Consider the following 19,678-nt stretch of genomic DNA (forward strand, 5'->3'; position numbering starts at 1 on the left):
CTGCCGGCAGTTAGTCCTGCATCGTAATACGCACCAGGTCGGCGACGTTGTCGACCCCCAGCTTAGCCATCAGCCGCGCCTTGTGCACTTCCACCGTGCGCACGCTGATGCCCAGCGCCGGCCCGATCTCCCGATTGTGGCGGCCCATCACCACCAGCTCCATCACCTCCCGCTCGCGCGGCGTCAGCTCGCTTAGCAGGGTGTCGCTGCGGCTGCGCCGCTGCTGTTCGGTGTGCACGCTGCGCGCGCGCGCCAGCGCTTCGTCGATGGCGGCGATCAGCTTGCCGTCGTCGACCGGTTTCTCCAGGAAGTCCACCGCGTCGGCCTTGAACGCCGCGCGGGCCATGCTGACGTCGCCATGCCCGCTCATGATGATGACCGGGATGCGGCAGTCGCGCCGCCGCAATTCCATCTGCAGGCTCAAGCCGTCCATGCCGGACATGCGGATGTCGATCAGCATGCAGCCGCGCCACGCCGGCTGCCACGCCTGCAGGAAGGCTTCGCCGCTGGCGAACATCGCGGTGCGGTAGCCGCGCACGCCCAGCAGCAGGCTCAGCGCGTCGCGCACCGACGGGTCGTCGTCGACGATGAATACGGTTAAATCACTCTGCATAGCTCACCTGCTCTCCATCCTGCTCCAAAGGACGCGCCAACGGCAGCGCCAACCTGAAAATGCCATGATCGTCCACCTCGGCCCACAGCGAGCCGCCGTGCGCCTCCATGATGGCGCGGCTCAGCACCAGCCCCAGGCCCAGCCCGCTGGCCTTGGATGAGACGAACGGTTCGAACAAGCGCGCCGCCAGCGCGGCCGACACGCCCTTGCCGCTGTCCTCCACCGTCAGCTGCAGGCAGCCGCCCTTGCGCAGCTTGCCGCCGCGGCGCTTGCCTTCCAGCCGCTCGCCGGTCAGCGTGATGCGGCGCGCGCCCGGCGGCTGTTCCTGCACCGCCTCCAGCGCGTTGGCCAGCAGGTTGCGCAGCACCAGCTCCAACTGCAGCCGGTCCGCCAGGATGGGCAGCGGCGGGATCTCGCCCACCTTCAGCTCGACGCCGTGCTCGCGCATCTGGGCGAAGAACTGCTGGCTGATGCCCGCCACCAGCTGGCCGGGCTCGACCGCCTCCAGCTTCATCGCGCCGGTGCGAAAGAAATCGCGCAAGCGCCGCACCACTTCGGCGGCCCGGCCCGATTCGGCGATCATGCGCTGGATCGCGCCCTTGAGCACGTCGCCGCTCTCGCCCCGCTCCAGCAGGAATTCGCAGGCCTTGCCGTAGGCGCTCAGCGCCGTCAACGGCTGGTTCAACTCATGCGCCAGCGCGGCCGCCATCTCGCCGGCCGCCGCCAGCCGCATCGTCTGCTTGAGCTCGCTCGCGACCTTGCGCAGCTCGTCCACCGCGATGCCGATCGAAAAGCCCACCAGCGCCAGCACCGCGTCCAGCATCTGCAACTCGTGCACGGCGATGTTGACCGCGTGGTTCCACTTGACCAGCGCGCCGATGCCGGCCTGCAGCACGAACACGATCAGCGCCGTGCCGAACAGGCCCTGGCGGAACGCGGCCCAGATCACCGGCAGGAACAAGAAATAAAAATGCTTGAACTCCGAGGTGGCGATGGTGCCGAACACCATGTACAGCACGCACATCGCCAGCGCCAGGTAGCCCAGCGTCTCGGCCCGCCACACGGTCGCCCGCAAGCGCCGCCGGCCGGCCGCGCTCGAGAGCATCCAAATCAGCGGCATCGATACCAGCACCCCGACCATGTCGCCGATGCCGAAGCGCAACACCGCCTCGCCCCACTGCCCTGCCGGGATCAAGCCGGCCGCCGACAGCAGCGAGATATAGCCGAGGTCGTTGAACATCGTGCCGGCCACCACGATCAGCAGCCACTGGAACAGCCGGTCGCGGCTGTCGAACACGCCGCCGTCGCCGAACTGGCGCCGCAATGCCGCGCCCAGCAAGCCGTAGCCCGCCGTCAGCCACAGCGCGCCCAGCACGCTCACCGCCCAGCCGGCCGGCATGCCGCGCACCAGCAGCTCGCCGCCCAGCAGCGCCACGAACCACGGCGGCGCCGCGCGCCAGCCATGGCGCAGCCAGAACACCAGGCCGAGCGCCGGATCGGGATTCCACGGCGTGATGTTCAGGCCGTAGAACGGGTCGATATACGTGGCCCAGTCGAACAGCAGGTATAGCCCCACGAAGACGGGTATTTCCAGGTGGCGCAGGCGGGAAGGTGACATACGGGGCTTTGTATCGTTATGTAGCATTATGCATTGCCGGAATTCATCGCGCATTGCTTTTCACAACTACGGGTTCCCCTTAGGCCTGCGCTTTCGCCTCTATACAACACTTGGTTTTCCTAAGCGGCAATTATTAAGGGAAAACCGTAAGCCTTTACCCCAATTTACAATACGTTACACAGGATTTACACTGCGAAAATGTCGTAATGGCACCTACCGTTGCCCGGACGATATTAAAGCCACCGCGCCGCGCCACCCCTGCAGCCGCTTTTGATGAGAGTCGTTCGATGTCGCAGTTAATCACTATCCGCTCCGGCGTGGCCGGCTTCAACGGCCTCAAGCAAGTCCGCGAATCGCTCAAGCTGTCGCTGCGCGCCATGATGCACCGCCAAGCCACCGGCGGCTGGCTGCAACTGCTCAACTCCCACCCGCTGTTCATGGAACTGGTCAAGGCCCGTCCGCGCCTGCTGTACAAGGTCTACCGTCCCTACCTGAGCAACACCATGGGCTGCGCCGAGCGCGTCGACCTGCTGCAACAACACTACCGCTTCATCTTCCGCCAGGGCCTGGGCCCGCTGACGGTGCGCGCCGCGCGCGGTTCGGTGGTGCTGGGCAGCATCGAGGGCAAGTCCGGCCTGCCCTACCAGATCCGCCTCTCCGCCATCGAGCCGATGGAGCGCGAAGGCGAACTGGTGCTGCAACTGTACCAGGATGACGGGCTGGTCTACAGCTGCGCGTTCTCCTTCCAGCAAGGCGTGCGCGGCATGGTGCTGAGCGTGGGTTGCATGCAGGGTTCGAAGAGCGAGCTGGGCCTGCAACGGATCAAGGACGCCACCCGCGAGCTGCACGGCCTGCGGCCGACCAATATGATGGTCAAGCTGCTCAGCCAGATCGGCCACGACTACGGCTGCACCGAGCTGCGCCTGGTCAGCAACGCCAACCGCGTGGTGTGCGGCGCCACCCGCCAGGGCAAGGTGCACGCCGACTACGATACCTTGTGGCAAGAGCTGGACGCCGGCCGCCGCGCCGATGGCGACTGGCGCCTGCCGTGCGAGGCCATCGCGCCGCCGGACTTGGCGGCGATCGCGTCGAAGAAGCGCTCGGAGGCGCGCAAGCGCCACGAGACGCTGCTGGCCCTCAGCGCGGTCATCCGCGCCGGCCTGAGCGCGCCGCGCTTCGAGACCGTGCCGACGCCGCTGAGCCAGAACTACAGCACCCTGACGGTCACCGCACACGACGGCGACGAATACGCACTGGCCTGAAAAATCCGGTACCATGGGCCTTTCGTCCAAGGAGAAATACCATGCGTGTGGATATTTATTACCGAGATGAAGCAAAAGGCAAACACAGCTACCTGGCTGTGCCGGAGGGCAAACCCATCCCCGAGGAAGCCACCAACACCGACTGGCACCCTGAAGCGCGGCACGTGGAGGTCGACGACGCGCGCGACGACCTGCCCCGCTACCACATCGTCCATCCCCTGGAGCAGATCGGCGCCAAGGGGTATGCCATCACCAGCCTCGACGGCCAGCTGTAGCGTCATTCCCGCGTAGGCGGGAATGACGTCAGTACTCGATCGCCACGTCCTTGGCGCCCAGCACCTGCTGTAGCGCCAGCTGCAGCTCGTCCGACGGCGCCACGCGCCACGACTCGCCCAGCTGCACCACGCAGCCCACGCCCTGCGGCGTGATGCGCGCCGACACCGGCAAGCCGTCCGCGTGGCGGTGCGGCGCCAGCACCTCGGCCATCTTGCGCACGTCCACCGAGGCCGGCAGCGCCATGCCCAGCTGCTTGCCGTAATTGATGCGCGCCGTGACGATGTCGAACACCTTCTCGGCCGAGATGCGCAAGCCGCCCGAGAAGCGGTCCTCCGACACCTTGCCGACCACGGCCAGGAACTCGTCGTCCTTGAACATGCGCTTGTTCTCCTCGAACACCTCGCTGTAGACCGTCACCTCCACCACCGCCGTCTTGTCGTCCAGCGTGACGATCAGGATCTTGCCGCGCTGGGTCATCTGCGGACGGATGCCGGTGATCACGCCGCACAGCATGCGCGGCTCGCGCGACGGCTCCAGCTCGGCCAGCTTGGTGCGGGCGAAGCGGCGCGCTTCCGGCGCGAACGAATCGAACATGTGGCCCGACAGATAAAAGCCCAGCGCGATCTTTTCCTCGGCCAGCTTCTGGCGGTCGGTGAACGGCGCGGCCTTCACGTACTCGGGCGGCGCCACCAGGTCGGAATCGTCGCCGCCGAACAGGCTCACCTGGTTGGCCGCCTTGGCTTCCTGGTCGGCGCACTCCATCGCGAAGGTGACCGTGGCCAGCAGGATGGCGCGGTCGATCGCCAGGCAATCGAAGGCGCCCGCGCGGATCAGCGATTCGATGGTGCGGCGGTTGATCTGCTTCTTGTCCACGCGCTTGCAGAAATCGAACAGGCTGATGAACGGGCCGCCAGCGGTGCGGGCCGCGATGATGGCCTCGATCGCGTTCTGGCCGGCGCCCTTGCACGCGCCCAGGCCGTAGCGGATCTGCGTGACCTTCTTGCCGGTCACCGAAGGCGGCGGGCCGTCCGGCATGAAGCGGAAGTCCGACTTGTTGATGTCCGGTGGCAGGATGGTCAGGCCGCAGATGTCGATCGCGTCCTCGACCAGGATCTTAACCTTCTCGGTGTCCTCCATCGCCAGCGACATGTTGGCTGCCATGAACGCGGCCGGATGGTGGGCCTTCAGGTAGGCCGTGTGATACGACAGCAGCGCGTAGGCGGCGGCGTGCGACTTGTTGAAGCCGTAGCCCGCGAACTTTTCCATCAAGTCGAAGATCTCGTCGGCCTTCTCGGCCGACAGGCCATCCTTGGCGGCGCCGGCGCGGAAGATTTCGCGGTGCTCGGCCATCTCCTCGGCCTTCTTCTTACCCATCGCGCGGCGCAGCATGTCGGCGCCGCCCAGCGAGTAGCCGCCGACGATCTGCGCCATCTGCATCACCTGCTCCTGGTACACCATGATGCCGTAGGTTTCGGACAGGATCGACTCGGTGCGCGGATCGGGATAGTCGAACTTCTCGCCGTGCTTGCGCTTGCAGAAGTCCGGGATCAGGTCCATCGGGCCCGGACGGTACAGCGCCACCAGCGCGATAATGTCCTCGAAGCGGTCGGGACGCGCGTCCTTCAACATGCCCTGCATGCCGCGCGACTCCAGCTGGAACACGGCCACGGTCTTGGCCTTGGTCAGCAGTTCATAGGATGGCCGGTCGTTGAGCGGCAGCTTGGCCAGGTCGAAGTCGGCCTCGGCAGGATCGAGCGCCTTGATGTAGCGGACCGCGCGGTCCAGGATGGTCAGCGTGGTCAAACCCAAAAAGTCGAACTTCACCAGGCCGACGGCCTCGACGTCGTCCTTGTCGTACTGCGACACCACGCCGGCGTCGCCGCCCTGCGTGTACAGCGGGCAGAAGTCGGTCAGCTTGCCCGGCGCGATCAGCACGCCACCGGCGTGCATGCCGATGTTGCGGGTGATGCCCTCGACCTGCTGCGCCAGGTCCAGCAGCTGGGCCACCTCCTCCTCGTTCTGCTGGCGCTCCTTGAGCATCGGCTCTTCCTCGATCGCCTCGGCGATCGACACCGGCTTGCCCGGCTTGAACGGGATCAGCTTGGAGACGCCGTCGCAGAAGTTGTAGCCGAAGTCCATCACGCGGCCGACGTCGCGGATCGCGCCCTTGGCCGCCATGGTACCGAAGGTGGCGATCTGCGACACCGCGTCGCGGCCGTACAGGTCCTTGACGTGCTGGATCACCAGCTCTCGCTTTTCCTGGCAGAAGTCGATGTCGAAGTCGGGCATCGAAACGCGTTCAGGGTTCAGGAAGCGCTCGAACAGCAGGTTGTACTTCAGCGGGTCAAGGTCGGTGATCTTCAGCGCGTACGCGACCAGCGAGCCCGCGCCCGAGCCCCGGCCCGGCCCGATCGGCACGTCGTTGTTCTTGCCCCACTGGATGAACTCCGCCACGATCAGGAAGTAGCCGGGGAACTTCATGTTGATGATGGTGTTGTTCTCGAACTCCAGGCGCGCCTCGTAGCGCGGGCGCTGCTGCTCGCGCTTGACCGGGTCCGGATACAGCTGCTCCAGGCGCTCCTCCAGGCCCTTCTTGGTTTCCGCGCGCAGGTAGTCGTCGATGGTCATGCCCGGCGTCGGGAAGTTCGGCAGCTGCGGCTTGCCCAGAGTCAGCGTCAGGTTGCAGCGCTTGGCGATCTCCACCGAGTTCTGCAGCGCGGCCGGCAGGTCATGGAACAGCTCGCGCATCTGCGCCTGCGACATGAAGCACATCTGCTCGTTGAAGCGGCGCACGCGCTTGTTATTGGCCAGCATCTCGCCCTCGGCGATACAGGTGCGCGCCTCGTGGGCGATGAACTCGTCCTGGCGGATGAACTGCACCGGATGGGTCGCCACCACCGGCAGGCCCAGCTTGGCGGCCAGCGCCACCGCGTGGCGCACCTGGGCCTCCTGGTTGGGCTGGCCGGCGCGCTGGATCTCGATGTAGAAATGGCCGGGGAAGATGCGCGCCCACTTCTCGGCGTTCTGTTCGGCCAGCGCCGGATTGCCGTTCTCGATCGCCATGCCGACGTCGCCGAAGTGCGCGCCGGACAGCGCGATCAGGCCGTTGGCCGGGCTGTCGTCGGGCAGCAGCGCGTAGGTCTTGGAGGTGAGCTCGACAAGCCACTCGGTGCGGATCTCGGCGCGGCCCTTGTACTGGTTGGTGAGCCAGGCTTGCGACAGCAGCTCGCACAGCTGCAGGTAGCCCATGCGGTTCTTGGCGAACAGCATCAGGCGGTGCGGCTTGTCGCGGTTGTCGTCGTTGGTGATCCAGACGTCGACCCCGACCACCGGCTTGATGCCCTTGCCGCGCGCGGCCTTGTAGAACTTGACCATGCCGAACATATTGGACAGGTCGGTGACGGCCAGCGCCGCCTGCTTGTCCTTGGCGGCGGTGGCGACCAGGTCGTCGATGCGGACCAGGCCGTCGACGATGGAATATTCCGAGTGCACCCGCAGGTGGACGAAATCCGGCCCGGTCGGGACAGCCGCTGCCGGCGCCACTGCTTGTTCGTTTGCTACCATGTTCATACGCGGCTCAATGCTGGTTCAATAACCAGCTATTTTACCGTGCGGCGGCCGTGTGCGATGAATCTGATTTGCGGCCGCGTTTGCGCCAGCTCGGCATCCGGTGTTACGCTGTGAGTACGATAGACGCATGAACAGCGCAGACCTGATCAAGCGGCTTGAGCGAGCTGGGTGGATACTCCGCAACGTCCGGGGTTCCCATCACATTTACGCACATCCATTGCGGAGCGGCCACATCAGCGTGCCTCATCCGAAAAAGGATCTTGGCACAGGCTTGGTACACAAGCTACTCAAGCAAGCTGGACTGAAATAGGACATCATCATGAGGTATCCAATCGCAATCGAGCCCGGTGATGCAACGCATGCATTTGGCGTTGTCATACCCGATCTTCCCGGTTGCTTCTCAGCCGGCGACACTTTGGATGAAGCAATCGACAACGCTTGTGAAGCCGCGGAACTCTGGCTGACGACTGTAATTGAGGACGGCGGCGATGCTCCCCAAGCGCGCTCCTTCACGGAACATCATGCAAATCCTGAGTTTGCCGGTTGGATTTGGGCGGTCATTTCCATCGATGTGGCCGCGCTGGCGCCCAGGAACCCCAGCCACGCCGCTTAATAACTTCTGGATGCCCGGCTATCGAGCGGAACGAACGGCTGCGCCTGATCACGAGGTTCCGCCAGGGACGCCAGCGATTCCGCAACGAAGCTGACCGGCAAATCCGGGTTGTCCAGGGCCGCACGCCCTACTCGCGCCCAAAACTCGATCTGGCCGGCGACCGTGCGGTGCTCCAGCGCCGCATCCTGCCTGGCGAGCTCATATAAATCCTGATTGATGCGAACCGAGGTACTTTCCGCCATCATCTCCTCCTGACTACATTGATAGTAAAAGCCTAGCACTTAATTCGAGAACCTGCCTGTTTTTTGAGCACGAAAAGCGCGTATAATACCGGCTCTTCATATTTTTTGATCATCTCCACCATGCACGCTAATACTGCTTTACAAGCTGAAGCGCATGCCGCCGCCATCGCTGCCGCTGCCGCTCACGTCAACATCGCCGCCTACAAATTCGTCACCTTCGACGACACCGAGGCGATGCGCCCGCTGTACCAGGACATCTGCCAGCGCCTGGGCCTGAAAGGCACCATCCTGCTGACGCCGGAAGGCATCAATATGTTCCTGTCCGGCCCGCGCAGCCACATCGACGAGTTCCTGGCCTGGGTCCGCAGCGACGCCCGCTTCGCCGACCTGGAAGTGAAGGAAAGCTATTCGGCCGAGCAGTCGCACAAGCGCATGCTGGTGAAGATCAAAAAAGAAATCATCACCATGCGCATGCCGCTGATCAAACCGGAGGAAGGCCGCGCGCCCTTCGTCGACGCGGCCACGCTCAAGCGCTGGCTCGACAACGGCGTCGACGACAACGGCCAGCCGGTGGTCATGGTCGACACCCGCAACGACTTCGAGGTCGACGTCGGCACCTTCGACAACACGGTCGACTACCGCATCAAGAAGTTCACCGAGTTCCCGGAAGTGATCGCCGCCCACAAGGACGACTTCGCCGGCAAGACCGTGGTCACCTTCTGCACCGGCGGCATCCGCTGCGAAAAGGCCGCCATCCACATGCAGAACATCGGCTACGAGAACGTGTACCAGCTTGAAGGCGGCATCCTGAAGTACTTCGAGGAAGTCGGCGGCGCCCACTACACCGGCGACTGCTTCGTATTCGACTACCGCACCGCGCTCAATCCGAAACTGGAACCGACCGAGACCGTGCAATGCTTCGTCTGCCGCTCGGTGGTCACGCCGCGCCAGCAGCTGTCGCCGGAATACGTGTACGAGAAATCCTGCCCGCACTGCTACGGCAAGAAGTAACAACAACGGCGCCCGAGGGCGCCGTTGTTGTATGGCTCGTTGTAGCAGCGTTTATTGCGGCACGCGCGGCACCAGTTGCTGCAGCACCGACTGGTAGGCGTTGCGGGCGGTCTGGAACACCGCCAGCTTGGCGTTCAGCTCGGCCATCTGCGCGTCGACGAACTGCAGGTTGGCGACCTGCTCCTGCGCGGCCTCGCTCAGCTCGCTGAGCTTGTAGCTGATGCCGTCCACGGTGACTTCAATTTCATCGGTCATCATAAACACCCACGCTCAATGGAAGTACATGTTGGCCATGTTGCGCATGTCGTCCGACTCCAGCGTGCCAGCCGAAGCGCGCATGCGGAACGACGTAATCAAATAGTTGTAGCGCGCCTGCGCCAGATCGCGCTTGCTGGTGTAATACTGCTGGCGTGCATTGAGCAGGTCCAGGTTGATGCGCGCCCCACCCTTGATGCTCTGCTCGGTGGCCTTGATCAGCAGCTCCGCCGACGCCACCGATTTTTCCAGCGCACTCAGGCGGGCAACGCTGCTCAACAGTGCGCTGTAATCCTTACGCAACTCGGTCAGTATCTTGTCGACTTGCGCCTGCAAATCGGCCTTGGCTTTTTCCTCGCTGGCCAATGCCTGACGCGCTTGCGCGTTGACCGCGCCGCCCGAATACAGCGGGATATTCAGCTGGATACCGATGCTGCGCACCGTCGTATCCTGATTGACGGTGGTGATCGAGTCGGACGCGTTCTTGCTGTAGTTGGCCACGAAGTCTAAACGCGGGGCGTGCCCGGCGATCGCTTTTTTGTACTCCTGGTGCGCGATCTCTTGTCCATAGACCAGCGCCTTGATGTCCGGGTTACGCTCCATGGCGACGGCCTTCCATTGCTCAAAACTTTGGCCGTCGCTAGGCATCACGTGAAAGTTCGGCGTCAGTTCATCCAGGGTGCCAATCTCGCCGCCCACGATACGTGCGAGGGTCTCGCGCGCGACGGCCTGGTTATCCAGCGTTTCAAGCACTTGCGCCTCGGCGCCGTCGAGCTTGGCCTGCGTTTCCAGCATGTCGGTTTTCGTGCCCTCGCCCTTGGCAAACAGGCGGTCGTTGACTTTGCGCTGCTCGACGTAGAATTCGCGCTCCGCCTTCGCCAGGTTCAGCAGGTCGTCCCTGAACAACACGTCGAGATAGGCGCTGAACACGCGAATGATGACTTCCTGCTGCTGGCTCGCGAACTGCGCGCCGGCATAATCGCTCTGTGCCTTGCCCTGCTTGTACCGTGCCCAGCCGTCGAGATTGAACAGCGTCTGGCGCAGCTGGACGCCCGCCGAGCGACTGATATAGTCCTCGGGATAAGTCTGCGCGCCGATCACGCGCGTGGTTCGGTTTTGGCTGGCGCTATAGCTGCCCGATACGTTGGGCAGCAGATTGGATAAACCCAGCTTCGCGTTTTCGCGACCGGCCTCGTTGGCGTAGTACGACGAGCGATAGGTCGGATCGTTTTGCAAGGCCGCTTGATAGGCCTGCATCAGACCCAGCGCCATCGCGCCCGTGCCGTGCAACAAAAAGCCGGCGCACAGTGCCCGCGCCAACACCTTCACCAGCATGCGCGGTTGAGCTTTAGACTGTTTGGACACGTTTTATTCCTCCGTCATCGACGTCTTGGCGCGGTCGAAAACCGGCTTCAGCAAGTAACTCATCATCGAACGCTCGCCAGTCTTGACGAACATTTCCACCGGCATGCCGGAGACGATGGCGAGCTTCTCCTTCTGGATCAACTTGCTTCCCTCGGCCGACACCCGGGCGCGCACCTTGTAGTACGCCGCGCCGCTGCGCTCATCCACGGTCCTGTCCGCTGCCACCTGTATCACTTCGCCAGGGATATGCGGCGTCTTGTTGGCATTGAAGGCCGAGAAGATCAGCTCCACTTTCAGGCCCGGATGAACTTTATCGATCAGGTTGACCGGCAATTGGCCTTCCACCACCAGGGCGTCGGCGGTCGGCACGATCTCCATCATGCGCGAGCCGGCGGCAACGATACCGCCGCGGGTGAACACGTTCGATCCCACCACGACGCCGTCGACCGGCGACTTCACGTCCACGCTGGCGACGTCGAATTTCTGCGCATCCAGGCGGCCTTGCAGCGCCTCGGCCTCCTTCTGGGTGTCGGCAAGCTGGGTACGCACTTCCTTCTGGTAGTCCTGGTTACGCTGCTGCTTGCGCAGTGTCAGTTCCATGATCTGGCGCTGCGCACGGCCGATGTTGCCGACGTCCTCGGCGATCGCGCCATTGACCTGCGAATAAGTGCGCTCCACTTCCAGCAGGCGGTTGCGAGCGAGGTAGCCTTCCTTGGCCAGGTCGCGCGAATTATCGAGCTGTTCCTTCAGCATGGCCAACTGGTCCTTCTTGTTGTCGCGCGACTGCTGCAAGCCCGAGATCTGCGACCGCAGGCCTTCGATGTTCTCATCGGCGCCACCGAGTTCGCTACGCAGCGAGCCCTGGCGCGAAGCCAGCAGCTGGTTTTGCAGCGTCATGGCTTCGATCACCGCCGGCTCGTCCTTGTAGGGCAACAGCGAGGCCGGCAGGCTGATCGACTTCTGTCCACTCAACTCGGCCTGCAAACGCGCCTCGGTCGCGCGGGCGCTCACGTACTGCACGCGGGTGATATCCATCGCGGACTTCACCTGCACATTGTTCATGCGGACCAGCACCTGGCCGGCTTTGACGACGTCGCCGTCCTTCACCAGGATGTCCTTGACGATCCCGTTCTGCAAATACTGGATGGACTGGCGATTCGATTCCTTGGCAACCGTGCCCTGCATTGGCACGCCTTTGTCCAGTGGAGCAAAGATCGCCCACACCAGAAAGCCCAGCACGCCGAACAGAACGATGGCCCAGCCCACCCGAGCGTAGGCGCCGGCATCCGTATTGACCGTCAACGGCTCGACGTCGTGGCTGATGACTTCGGTCGCTGGCTCTTGCTTCTTAACGATATTTACCATGATTATTCCTGTTCCGTCGGCGCTGGATTATTCACATCGCCGAGATTTTCCTGTGCCTGCTGCGCGCGCTGCTGCAGCATCTGCTGGGCGGCCTGTTGTGCAGCCGCCTGCTGGGCCGCCTGTTGTGCGGCCTGCTGTTGGGCAGCCTGTTGCTGGGCGGCCTGTTGTTGAGCAGCCTGCTGCTGGGCGGCCTGTTGCTGGGCTAGCGCTTGTTTTTGGTTGGCCTCAGTCAAGGCAGCCAACACCTGATTGGTCTCGCCAAACATGGCGACCGAACCATCGCGCAGCAGCAGCAATTTGGTGGTGACGGCGATCGCGCTGGTGCGGTGAGTGATCAGCACAATCGTCTTGCCGCGCGACCGCAGATCGCCGATGGCCTGCACCAGCGCGGCTTCGCCGACATCATCCAGATTGGAATTTGGCTCGTCCAGCACCAGCACCGCCGGGTCACCGTACATCGCGCGTGCCAGGCCGATGCGCTGACGCTGCCCGCCCGACAGGCCGGCGCCGCCATCGCCCAACATGGTGTCATAACCATTAGGGAAATGCAGGATCATATCGTGCACGCCGGCGCGCTTGGCCGCCAGTACCACCTTATCCGAATCCACCTCGCCGAAGCGGGCGATGTTTTCACTGACCGTACCACCGAACAATTCGATATCCTGCGGCAGATAGCCGAGACTCGGTCCCAATTCAGCCTTGTTCCACTGGTAGATGTCAGCGCCGTCCAGACGGACCTTGCCGACAGCGGACGGCCACACGCCGACCAGCAGGCGCGCCAGCGTCGACTTGCCCGAACCGCTGGGTCCGATCACGCCCAGCACGTCGCCCGACTGCACGCCGAAGCTGACGCCCTTCAGAACCGCGACCTGGCTACCCGGCGGCGCGGCGGTCACGCCTTCCACCGTCAGATTGCCTTGCGGCTTAGGCAGCTCCATACCGGCTGGGCGCTCAGGATTATTCTGCAGCAGAGTGCTCAAGCGTTCATATGCGCTGCGGGTGTTGGCGAACGATTTCCATACGCCGATCACTTGCTGCACTGGCGCCAGCGCCCGGCCAACCAGAATCGAGGCGGCGATCATCATGCCCGGGGTGATCTTATTTTCCAGAACCAGCAAGGCGCCAAAGCCCAGGACGAGCGATTGCAGTGCGACCTGGACAAATTTGGTTATCGCGCCGACCAGGCCGGCCTTTTCGCTGGCCTCCGCCTGCAGGTGCAGGAATTTTCCATGCAGCTTGAACCAACGGCCCATCAGGTTCGGCAGCATGCCCATCGACTCGATCACCTCAGCATTGCGCAAATTATTGGTCGCAAGGGTGCTCGATGCGATCGACATGGCGTTGGCGTCAGCCAGCGGCTTGTGGGAAACGCGCTCGTTGATATAAGCCAGCAGCACAAGCAGCGCCGTGCCGGCCAAGGCGAACAGACCCAGCGATGGTTCAAATACGAAGATCACGATCAGGTAGACCGGGAACCAGGGCGCGTCAAAAAAAGCGAACAGGGCGTTACCGGTCAGGAATTGACGCACGTTGGTCAAGTCCTGCAGCGCCTGGCCGGCGTTCGCGCCGGCGCGTTTCAAATTCTGTTCAAACGCCGCCGTATAGACGCGCTTATTGAGCTGCATGTCGAAGCGCGCGCCCACCCGCACCAGCACGAAGCTGCGTATCAGCTCAAGCGCGCTCATCATCAGGTAGCCACCCAACATCATCAGCGTCAGCATGAGCAGCGTCAGCTCGTTGCGGCTGGCCAGCACGCGATCATAGACCTGCAGCATATAGATGGAGGGAACCAACATCAGCAGATTGCTGATGGCGCTGAACGTTCCGACGGTGATGAAGGTCTTTTTGAACGTGAGCAGAACTTGTCCAATTTCGTTCTTAGAATTGAATAATTTGTTTTTCATAATATGCGTGGGCAATACAAAGGCGGAGCAGCGGATTCATACCAGACGGGCGAGCCCCGAAGAGGCTATGAATGACTTTTCCTGCAAGAAACAGCCTAGATTTGAGTAGACGAGAGATTATCGCCTAAAATCCACGAAAAATGTGATGCTCATCACAAATTTTACACTTCAGTGCAAAATAAAGACGCATCGATGGTGCCGGCGATCTCGATTATTGTATTCGGCGCAGTTGCTACGCCATACGGCATTGTTGCACGCAAATGTAAAAAAGCCAGACCGAAGTCTGGCTTTTCAGGAAACATCGGAGCGCGCTGTTCTGCGCTCCGATGGATCAACCGGCGATTAAGCCAGGGTCAGGATGTTGGAAGCAATCGCGGTGGTCGATGCTGCATGGTAGCCAACCAGAACGACCGACTCAAACGCAGCACCGTTGTCGTAGGTCATAACGGTGTCAGCACCAGCTGCGCCGTAGGCGAAGATGCCGTTGGCTGCATCGTAGGTACCAGCAGCGAACACCACGTGGCCGGTAACGCCAGCCAGGTTGGTTGCAGCCAGGTCAGCAGCAGCGACCGTCAGAACACCCAGCGAGCTCAGATCGATCTTGGTGCCTGCAACCGCGCCTTTGACGATGTCGAAGTTTGCGGTCAGTTCGCTGGTCGCGGTGTTCAGCGTAGCGTTGGCGCCCGACGAACCCGCAACTTGAACGATGGTCGAGGTGTTGCCGGAGATGGTGATGGTATCAGCACCTGCACCGCCGGTGATGACGTCAGCACCGCCGCCGCCAACGATCACGTCTTTACCCGAACCGCCGTTGATGTGGTCAGCACCGGTACCGCCGGTCAGGGTGCTGGCAATCGTCGAGCTACCGGTGATGGTGTTGGCACCCTTCAGTTCAGTGATGGTGACAGCTTTCAGCGATGCTGCAGCGTTGATCACGTCGCCGCCGTTTGCCGAACCTTTGAAGGTTGCAACTACGGTCGACGAAGCGGTCAGCGCGCCGGTGGTCAGCGAGACACCGGTGGTAGCAGCGCCGGAACCAGCAACGTTCAGGCCCGAAGCGTCGAACGAAGTCAGAGCGGTCGAACCAGCGGTCAGCAGGGTGTGTGCGGTGCCCGATACGGTGATCGCCTTAACATCGCTACCAGCGATGGTCAGGGAATCGGTAACGGTGCCAGCTGGAGTGGTCGAGCTGTCGGTGGTCGCGATTTTGATGGTTTCGACGTTCGCGGCATTGATAGTGCCGAACGAGGTCGAAGCAGCGTTGGACAGTGCAACGTTCAGCACGTCAGCGGTACCAGCCAGTGCGCCGGTAATGCCAACGGTGTAAGCAGTACCCAAGTCGGTCAGTGCCAGGGTCGCGCCCGAGGTCAGGCCGTTCACGGTCAAGTTCGTTGCGCCAGCGGCGGACACGTAGTTGTAGCCACCCAGAACGTTTGCATCGATGGTTTCCGAAACTGCGCCGGTGATGGTCAGGTGGGTGAAGCCGGTCACAGCAGCAGCCAAGGCATTGCTGCCCGATGCGGTTACAGCATCAGTAGCCGACATTTGCAGGGTGTTGGTGCCAGCACCGCCGGTAGCACCGCCGCCGGTACCCAGGGTCGAAACGATAACGGTGTCGTTGCCGCCACCGAAGGTCACGGCTTTGGTCGCGCCTGCTGCGATGGTTACAACGTTGTTACCAGCGGTGAACGAACCGGTTTCAGCGGCGTTCAGCGCCACGGTCACGCCCGAGGTGTTGCTCGAGGTGAAGGCGGTAGCAGCAGCAACGGTCGAACCGGTCAGGTCCAGAGCCTTGTCGCCGGTGACAGCGATGGTTTTCACAGCAGCGCCGGTCACGTTCAGAGCCGAATCAGCGCCGGTAGCGGCGATGTTCAGGGTCTTCACTTTAGCATCGACCAGAGCACCATCCATACCATTGACGGTCAGGCCCAAGGTGGTTGCAGTGGCGGTAGCCGAGTTGTCGGTTACGGTCACGGTGCCGGTACCGTTGGTCAGCGACAGGGTAGCCAGCGCGTTGGTGTTGACCGCAGCGTTGACGAAGTTGCCCAGGGTAACGGAAGTGATCGTGTTAGCCTTGGTGCTGTCGGTGTTAGCCGAGTTCAGGTCGTTGATGGTGATGTCGCCATCGATGATACCGCCAACTGCGGTTACGGCGGACACAACACCATGACCTTGGGTGGTAACAGGGGTAGGAGCAGCAGCTGCGCTACCGGTGAAGGCAGCACCGGCGATGTCGGTGACGTTGGCGCTAGGGGTGGTGCTGGTGAACACGTTGGTTGCACCCGAGGCTGCAGCGACCGTCCACAGGGTCGGTGCCACAGTGATGGTCAGACCAGCAACGGTACCGCCGCCAGCAACGGTTGCCACTTGGGCTGCGGTGAAGGTGCCGGAACCATCGGAGGAGATGGTCATGCCGCCGATGGTCTGCGTACCAACTGCAGCCGAGGTGAAGGCCTGCCAGGTCACAACTGCGGTTTCGGTCAGAACGCCAGCAGCTGCAACGCCAGCTACAGCTGCAACAGCTGCGGTCTGGTTCACGGTAACAGCGGTGGTAGCTGCGCCGCCATTGACGACAATAGCGCCGCCGGTTGCAGAGTGAGCAGCACCGACTGCCGAGGTAGCAGCAGCGATGTTCTGGGTAACGTTCACGGTGGTGCCGCCAGCAATGGTAACGGCGCTGCCGGTAACGTCTGCCGCGCCGGTGTTAGCGTTGGTCACAACAGCGGTGATCGCGCCAGCGGTGGTCGAGCTGCCAACGTTGATCGCGCCGCCGGTGGTGACACCGGTGACGGTTGCATTGATCGACGAGCCGCCGGAGATCGACGTGGTCAGGGCACCAGCGCCGATAGCGTTGTTCACAGTAACAGCGGTCGTGGTTGCAGCCTTGATGGTGTCAGCGCCTACCGAAGCGGAAACCGCCAGGTTGGTGAGGCCAGCAACAGCGGAGGTGTCCAGGTTAATGGCTTCCAGGCTCTGTACATTCAGGTTCTGAATGTTCTTGACGGTTACGCCGCTCAGTGGGTTGATAGGGCTACCGGTGCCGAAGTCGTTGATGTTCAGGGTGTTGGTGCCGGTGCCACCGTCGATCGAATCGAAAGCGGTCAGGGTTGGCGCGGTGCCACCCAGGGTTGCCGAGTAGACGTCGTTGGCGGCGGTGCCGATCAAGGTGTCAACGCCGGTGGTCAGCGAGGCGGTCGCAACTACTGGAATGATCAGCGCGCTGATTGCGGCGGTCACGTTGGCGTGGAACGCGGTCAGGTCGGTGGTCGCGGTAACTTGTGCCAGCAGGCCATGGATAGCAGCGGCAGCAGCGTCGCCCGAGAACGAGATGATCTTAGGGATGGTGTCCAGCGAGTTGGTGAAGTCGGTAGCGACAGCATTGACCTTGGCAACCAGGGCGGTATCCAGCAGGCCTTGTGGCGAGGTGTTGGTGCCGTTAACAGCGCCTTCGGTGATGGCCAGGGATGCGTTTTCACGGCTCACGGCACCGGTTTCGATGGCGTTGACCCAGAAGTTGGCGCCAGCGTCAGCATCGCGGTGGAACACGTTGTTGTAGACGTCGTTGACGAACTTCAGGATCGACAGGTGATCGTTGCCTGGAGGCGCGACTTTGTTGGCGAAGCTGCCAACCAGCAGGCCTACAGCCGAAGTTGGGTTAGCTTGCGAGTAGGCGCTCAGGGCTGGGATGGTGGTCAGTGCGGCGTCGGTGCCAGCATTTGGGTCAGCAGCCAGCAGTTGGGCCGTGAAGTTAGCCAGGCCGGTTGGGTCTGCAGGACGGCCAAAGTAGGAAATGTACAGTTGTTGTACGACTTGAGTGTAGTCAGTTGCCGCCATGATGATAATTCCTTAAAAAGTTTGGTTTAAACCAGAAATTCTGCAGCTCAGAGCGTACAGCGCCGTATCACACTGAGCCCTTTTGCAGAAGGTGGGAGTATATTGCCATACCAAGGGACAATTGTTGTGACGGGCATCACAAAACAAATGTTTTTCTTCCGACTTTGCAACTAGTTGTAAATTATCTGCGCATTATTTATGCAAGATCCATAAATATACACAAATAATCACATTACGTTTGCGCTATCAGCCCCATCCGGGCGCCTTTATATCATATGCGGCCGGTATACACAAAATGGGTAATGTTGCTTGCACAACATTACCCATTTTTTTCATCCAACTACTTCAAACAGAACGCTCAACGGCTCCACTTGGTCGCGCCGTTCACTGTGACGAAGTTGGACTTGTATTGGAATAAATACGCAGCTTCCTCCACATTAGCCCCGCCCAGATATCCCTTGATACGGTTATCGGTAATTTGATTTGGATTGACCAACTCGCCGTGCTGGCTAATATTGCCCGCCACACTGAACGGCACGCGCATATTGTCGCCGACCACATCCAAACTGGTCTTGAACGTCCGCTTGGCGAAATCCACATCCAGCTGCGCATTCTCGACTGCCGCCTGAACCCAGTTTCCACCTGTACGCTGAAGCACCGCATCGCTGCCGGTCAGCACAAACGAGGCGGTACCTTCGCGCGGCGCCACGTAGGCGGTCGATTTAAGGCGGGCGATGTTATATGGCCCCAGCACCAATTCCAGGTCATACGTGCCGTTTTTCATCTTGGCTTGAGTCGCGGTATCCACGTTTCCGCCAGCGATCGCCTCGTAGCGGCCCCAGATCACCTCCTCCGGGCCGCGCGTCACCACCGGCGGCAAGACCGGCGGCGTGACTGGTTTCACCGGTGGCACAACGGTTTCCGGCTGCTGGTCAACCAGCGGCGGCACCGATGCGCCGCCACCCGGCGTGACATTATTGGTCTGTGTGATCTGCTTGCTGTTGTTCAGCACATTGTTGGACTTTTGCGCGTCAAGGTTGACGTCGGCGCCCGGGCTGCTGGCGCCCACCTTGCCCACCGGCTCATCCGGACGCGCCGGCGAGCCCTGGTCGGCCGGCGACATCACCGGGCTGCGCAGCAGTTGCGGGCTGGTCTGGCCGCGCTGCACCTGCAGCATCAGCCCGGCCTGGCCGGCGAACAGCTCACGGCTGGCGCCGCCCTCGCAGGGGCCGCCGCCTTCGGGGCCGCAGCTGCCGGCAAAGCCGCTGACCACCACGCCGCCGGACATCACCGTCACGCGCGAGGTCTGCTGGTCGGTGTAGACCACGAAGTCGGTGCCGCGCACGCCGATCGCGGCGACCGGCGTGTTGAAGCGGAAGTTCTGCCGCGCCTGCTTGACGCCGACGCCGGAAATGCTGCGCGCCACGCCCTGCAGCAACTCCAGCTTGACGCGGGTGTTGGCCGGATTCTGTGCATCGATATGGTAGGCCACGATGCGCGCCTTGCTGTTCGGGCGCAGCACGAGGAAACCCTGGTCGACGGTCTTGACATAAACATAGCCGTCGGCGCCGGTGGTCAATTCATCACCTTCCTGGACGGCGGCGTCGAGCGCGAGCGGATGCGCGGCGACACTGACCTGCCCAGTGACGAACACGACTTTCCCAGCCTCGCCGGCCTGGGCGGCGGATGCCAGCATCCCCAGCCCCAGCAACATCGCTGCATATATGGTGTGAAATTGATTGCGCATAAT

Annotated in this window: 15 protein-coding genes; 5 read left to right on the forward strand and 10 right to left on the reverse strand. The window is 62.2% G+C overall.

All coding sequences use genetic code 11. The features are described 5' to 3' along the window. Positions 1-10: 10 nt before the first annotated feature. A complete protein-coding gene (locus tag ACUJB0_RS14560; protein WP_444845848.1) occupies positions 11-613 on the reverse strand; it encodes a response regulator transcription factor in 603 nt (200 codons plus the stop codon). Beyond that, positions 603-2,231: a sensor histidine kinase gene (locus tag ACUJB0_RS14565; protein ID WP_444845849.1), complete on the reverse strand. Its 1,629-nt coding sequence runs from the start codon at positions 2,229-2,231 to the stop codon at positions 603-605. Before ACUJB0_RS14565 ends, ACUJB0_RS14560 begins: the two co-directional genes overlap by 11 nt. A 287-nt stretch (positions 2,232-2,518) precedes the next feature. On the opposite strand from ACUJB0_RS14565, the gene ACUJB0_RS14570 reads away from it, so the two are divergent. Both ACUJB0_RS14570 and ACUJB0_RS14575 read left to right on the forward strand, forming a co-directional pair. Next, positions 2,519-3,493 (forward strand): VirK/YbjX family protein, encoded by a 975-nt coding sequence (locus ACUJB0_RS14570; protein ID WP_444845850.1) that lies wholly within the window; start codon positions 2,519-2,521, stop codon positions 3,491-3,493. Positions 3,494-3,534: 41 nt separating this feature from the next. Then, the gene (locus tag ACUJB0_RS14575) at positions 3,535-3,768 is read left to right on the forward strand and encodes a DUF6139 family protein (protein ID WP_117011914.1); all 234 of its coding nucleotides are present in this window, start codon (positions 3,535-3,537) and stop codon (positions 3,766-3,768) included. A 28-nt stretch (positions 3,769-3,796) separates the two neighbouring features. On the opposite strand, the gene dnaE is transcribed toward ACUJB0_RS14575, so the two are convergent. After that, positions 3,797-7,339 (reverse strand): DNA polymerase III subunit alpha, encoded by a 3,543-nt coding sequence (dnaE, locus tag ACUJB0_RS14580; RefSeq protein ID WP_444845851.1) that lies wholly within the window; start codon positions 7,337-7,339, stop codon positions 3,797-3,799. 127 nt (positions 7,340-7,466) lie between these two features. Here dnaE and ACUJB0_RS14585 point away from each other — a divergent pair, with 127 nt between their 5' ends. Both ACUJB0_RS14585 and ACUJB0_RS14590 read left to right on the forward strand, forming a co-directional pair. Then, positions 7,467-7,649 (forward strand): type II toxin-antitoxin system HicA family toxin, encoded by a 183-nt coding sequence (locus ACUJB0_RS14585; RefSeq protein WP_161086261.1) that lies wholly within the window; start codon positions 7,467-7,469, stop codon positions 7,647-7,649. Positions 7,650-7,658: 9 nt separating this feature from the next. After that, positions 7,659-7,952: a type II toxin-antitoxin system HicB family antitoxin gene (locus tag ACUJB0_RS14590; RefSeq protein WP_444845852.1), complete on the forward strand. Its 294-nt coding sequence runs from the start codon at positions 7,659-7,661 to the stop codon at positions 7,950-7,952. On the opposite strand, the gene ACUJB0_RS14595 is transcribed toward ACUJB0_RS14590, so the two are convergent. Continuing rightward, positions 7,949-8,194: a ParD-like family protein gene (locus ACUJB0_RS14595; protein ID WP_161086263.1), complete on the reverse strand. Its 246-nt coding sequence runs from the start codon at positions 8,192-8,194 to the stop codon at positions 7,949-7,951. The genes ACUJB0_RS14590 and ACUJB0_RS14595 overlap by 4 nt on opposite strands. 120 nt (positions 8,195-8,314) lie before the next feature. Between ACUJB0_RS14595 and ACUJB0_RS14600 the strand changes: the two genes are divergently transcribed. Beyond that, positions 8,315-9,205 (forward strand): sulfurtransferase, encoded by an 891-nt coding sequence (locus tag ACUJB0_RS14600; protein WP_444845853.1) that lies wholly within the window; start codon positions 8,315-8,317, stop codon positions 9,203-9,205. Between the two features lie 51 nt (positions 9,206-9,256). Here ACUJB0_RS14600 and ACUJB0_RS14605 read toward each other — a convergent pair whose 3' ends face one another. The 6 genes from ACUJB0_RS14605 to ACUJB0_RS14630 form a co-directional block, all read right to left on the reverse strand. Beyond that, entirely contained in the window at positions 9,257-9,460 is a 204-nt protein-coding gene (locus ACUJB0_RS14605) for a DUF6447 family protein (protein WP_117012146.1), read from the reverse strand. A 15-nt stretch (positions 9,461-9,475) separates the two neighbouring features. Beyond that, positions 9,476-10,825, reverse strand: a complete 1,350-nt coding sequence (locus ACUJB0_RS14610) for a TolC family outer membrane protein (protein ID WP_444845854.1) — start codon at positions 10,823-10,825, stop codon at positions 9,476-9,478. 3 nt (positions 10,826-10,828) lie between these two features. Then, positions 10,829-12,190 (reverse strand): HlyD family type I secretion periplasmic adaptor subunit, encoded by a 1,362-nt coding sequence (locus ACUJB0_RS14615; protein WP_444845855.1) that lies wholly within the window; start codon positions 12,188-12,190, stop codon positions 10,829-10,831. A 2-nt stretch (positions 12,191-12,192) separates the two neighbouring features. Then, on the reverse strand, positions 12,193-14,094 hold the full coding sequence (locus ACUJB0_RS14620) for a type I secretion system permease/ATPase (protein WP_444845856.1): 1,902 nt from the start codon (positions 14,092-14,094) through the stop codon (positions 12,193-12,195). A 342-nt stretch (positions 14,095-14,436) separates the two neighbouring features. Further along, a complete protein-coding gene (locus tag ACUJB0_RS14625) occupies positions 14,437-17,928 on the reverse strand; it encodes a beta strand repeat-containing protein (RefSeq protein ID WP_444845857.1) in 3,492 nt (1,163 codons plus the stop codon). 358 nt (positions 17,929-18,286) lie between these two features. Continuing rightward, positions 18,287-19,675: a FecR family protein gene (locus tag ACUJB0_RS14630; protein ID WP_444845858.1), complete on the reverse strand. Its 1,389-nt coding sequence runs from the start codon at positions 19,673-19,675 to the stop codon at positions 18,287-18,289. Positions 19,676-19,678: the final 3 nt, after the last annotated feature.

Source organism: Duganella caerulea (assembly GCF_040362985.1).
Classification (GTDB): domain Bacteria; phylum Pseudomonadota; class Gammaproteobacteria; order Burkholderiales; family Burkholderiaceae_D; genus Rugamonas; species Rugamonas vulcania.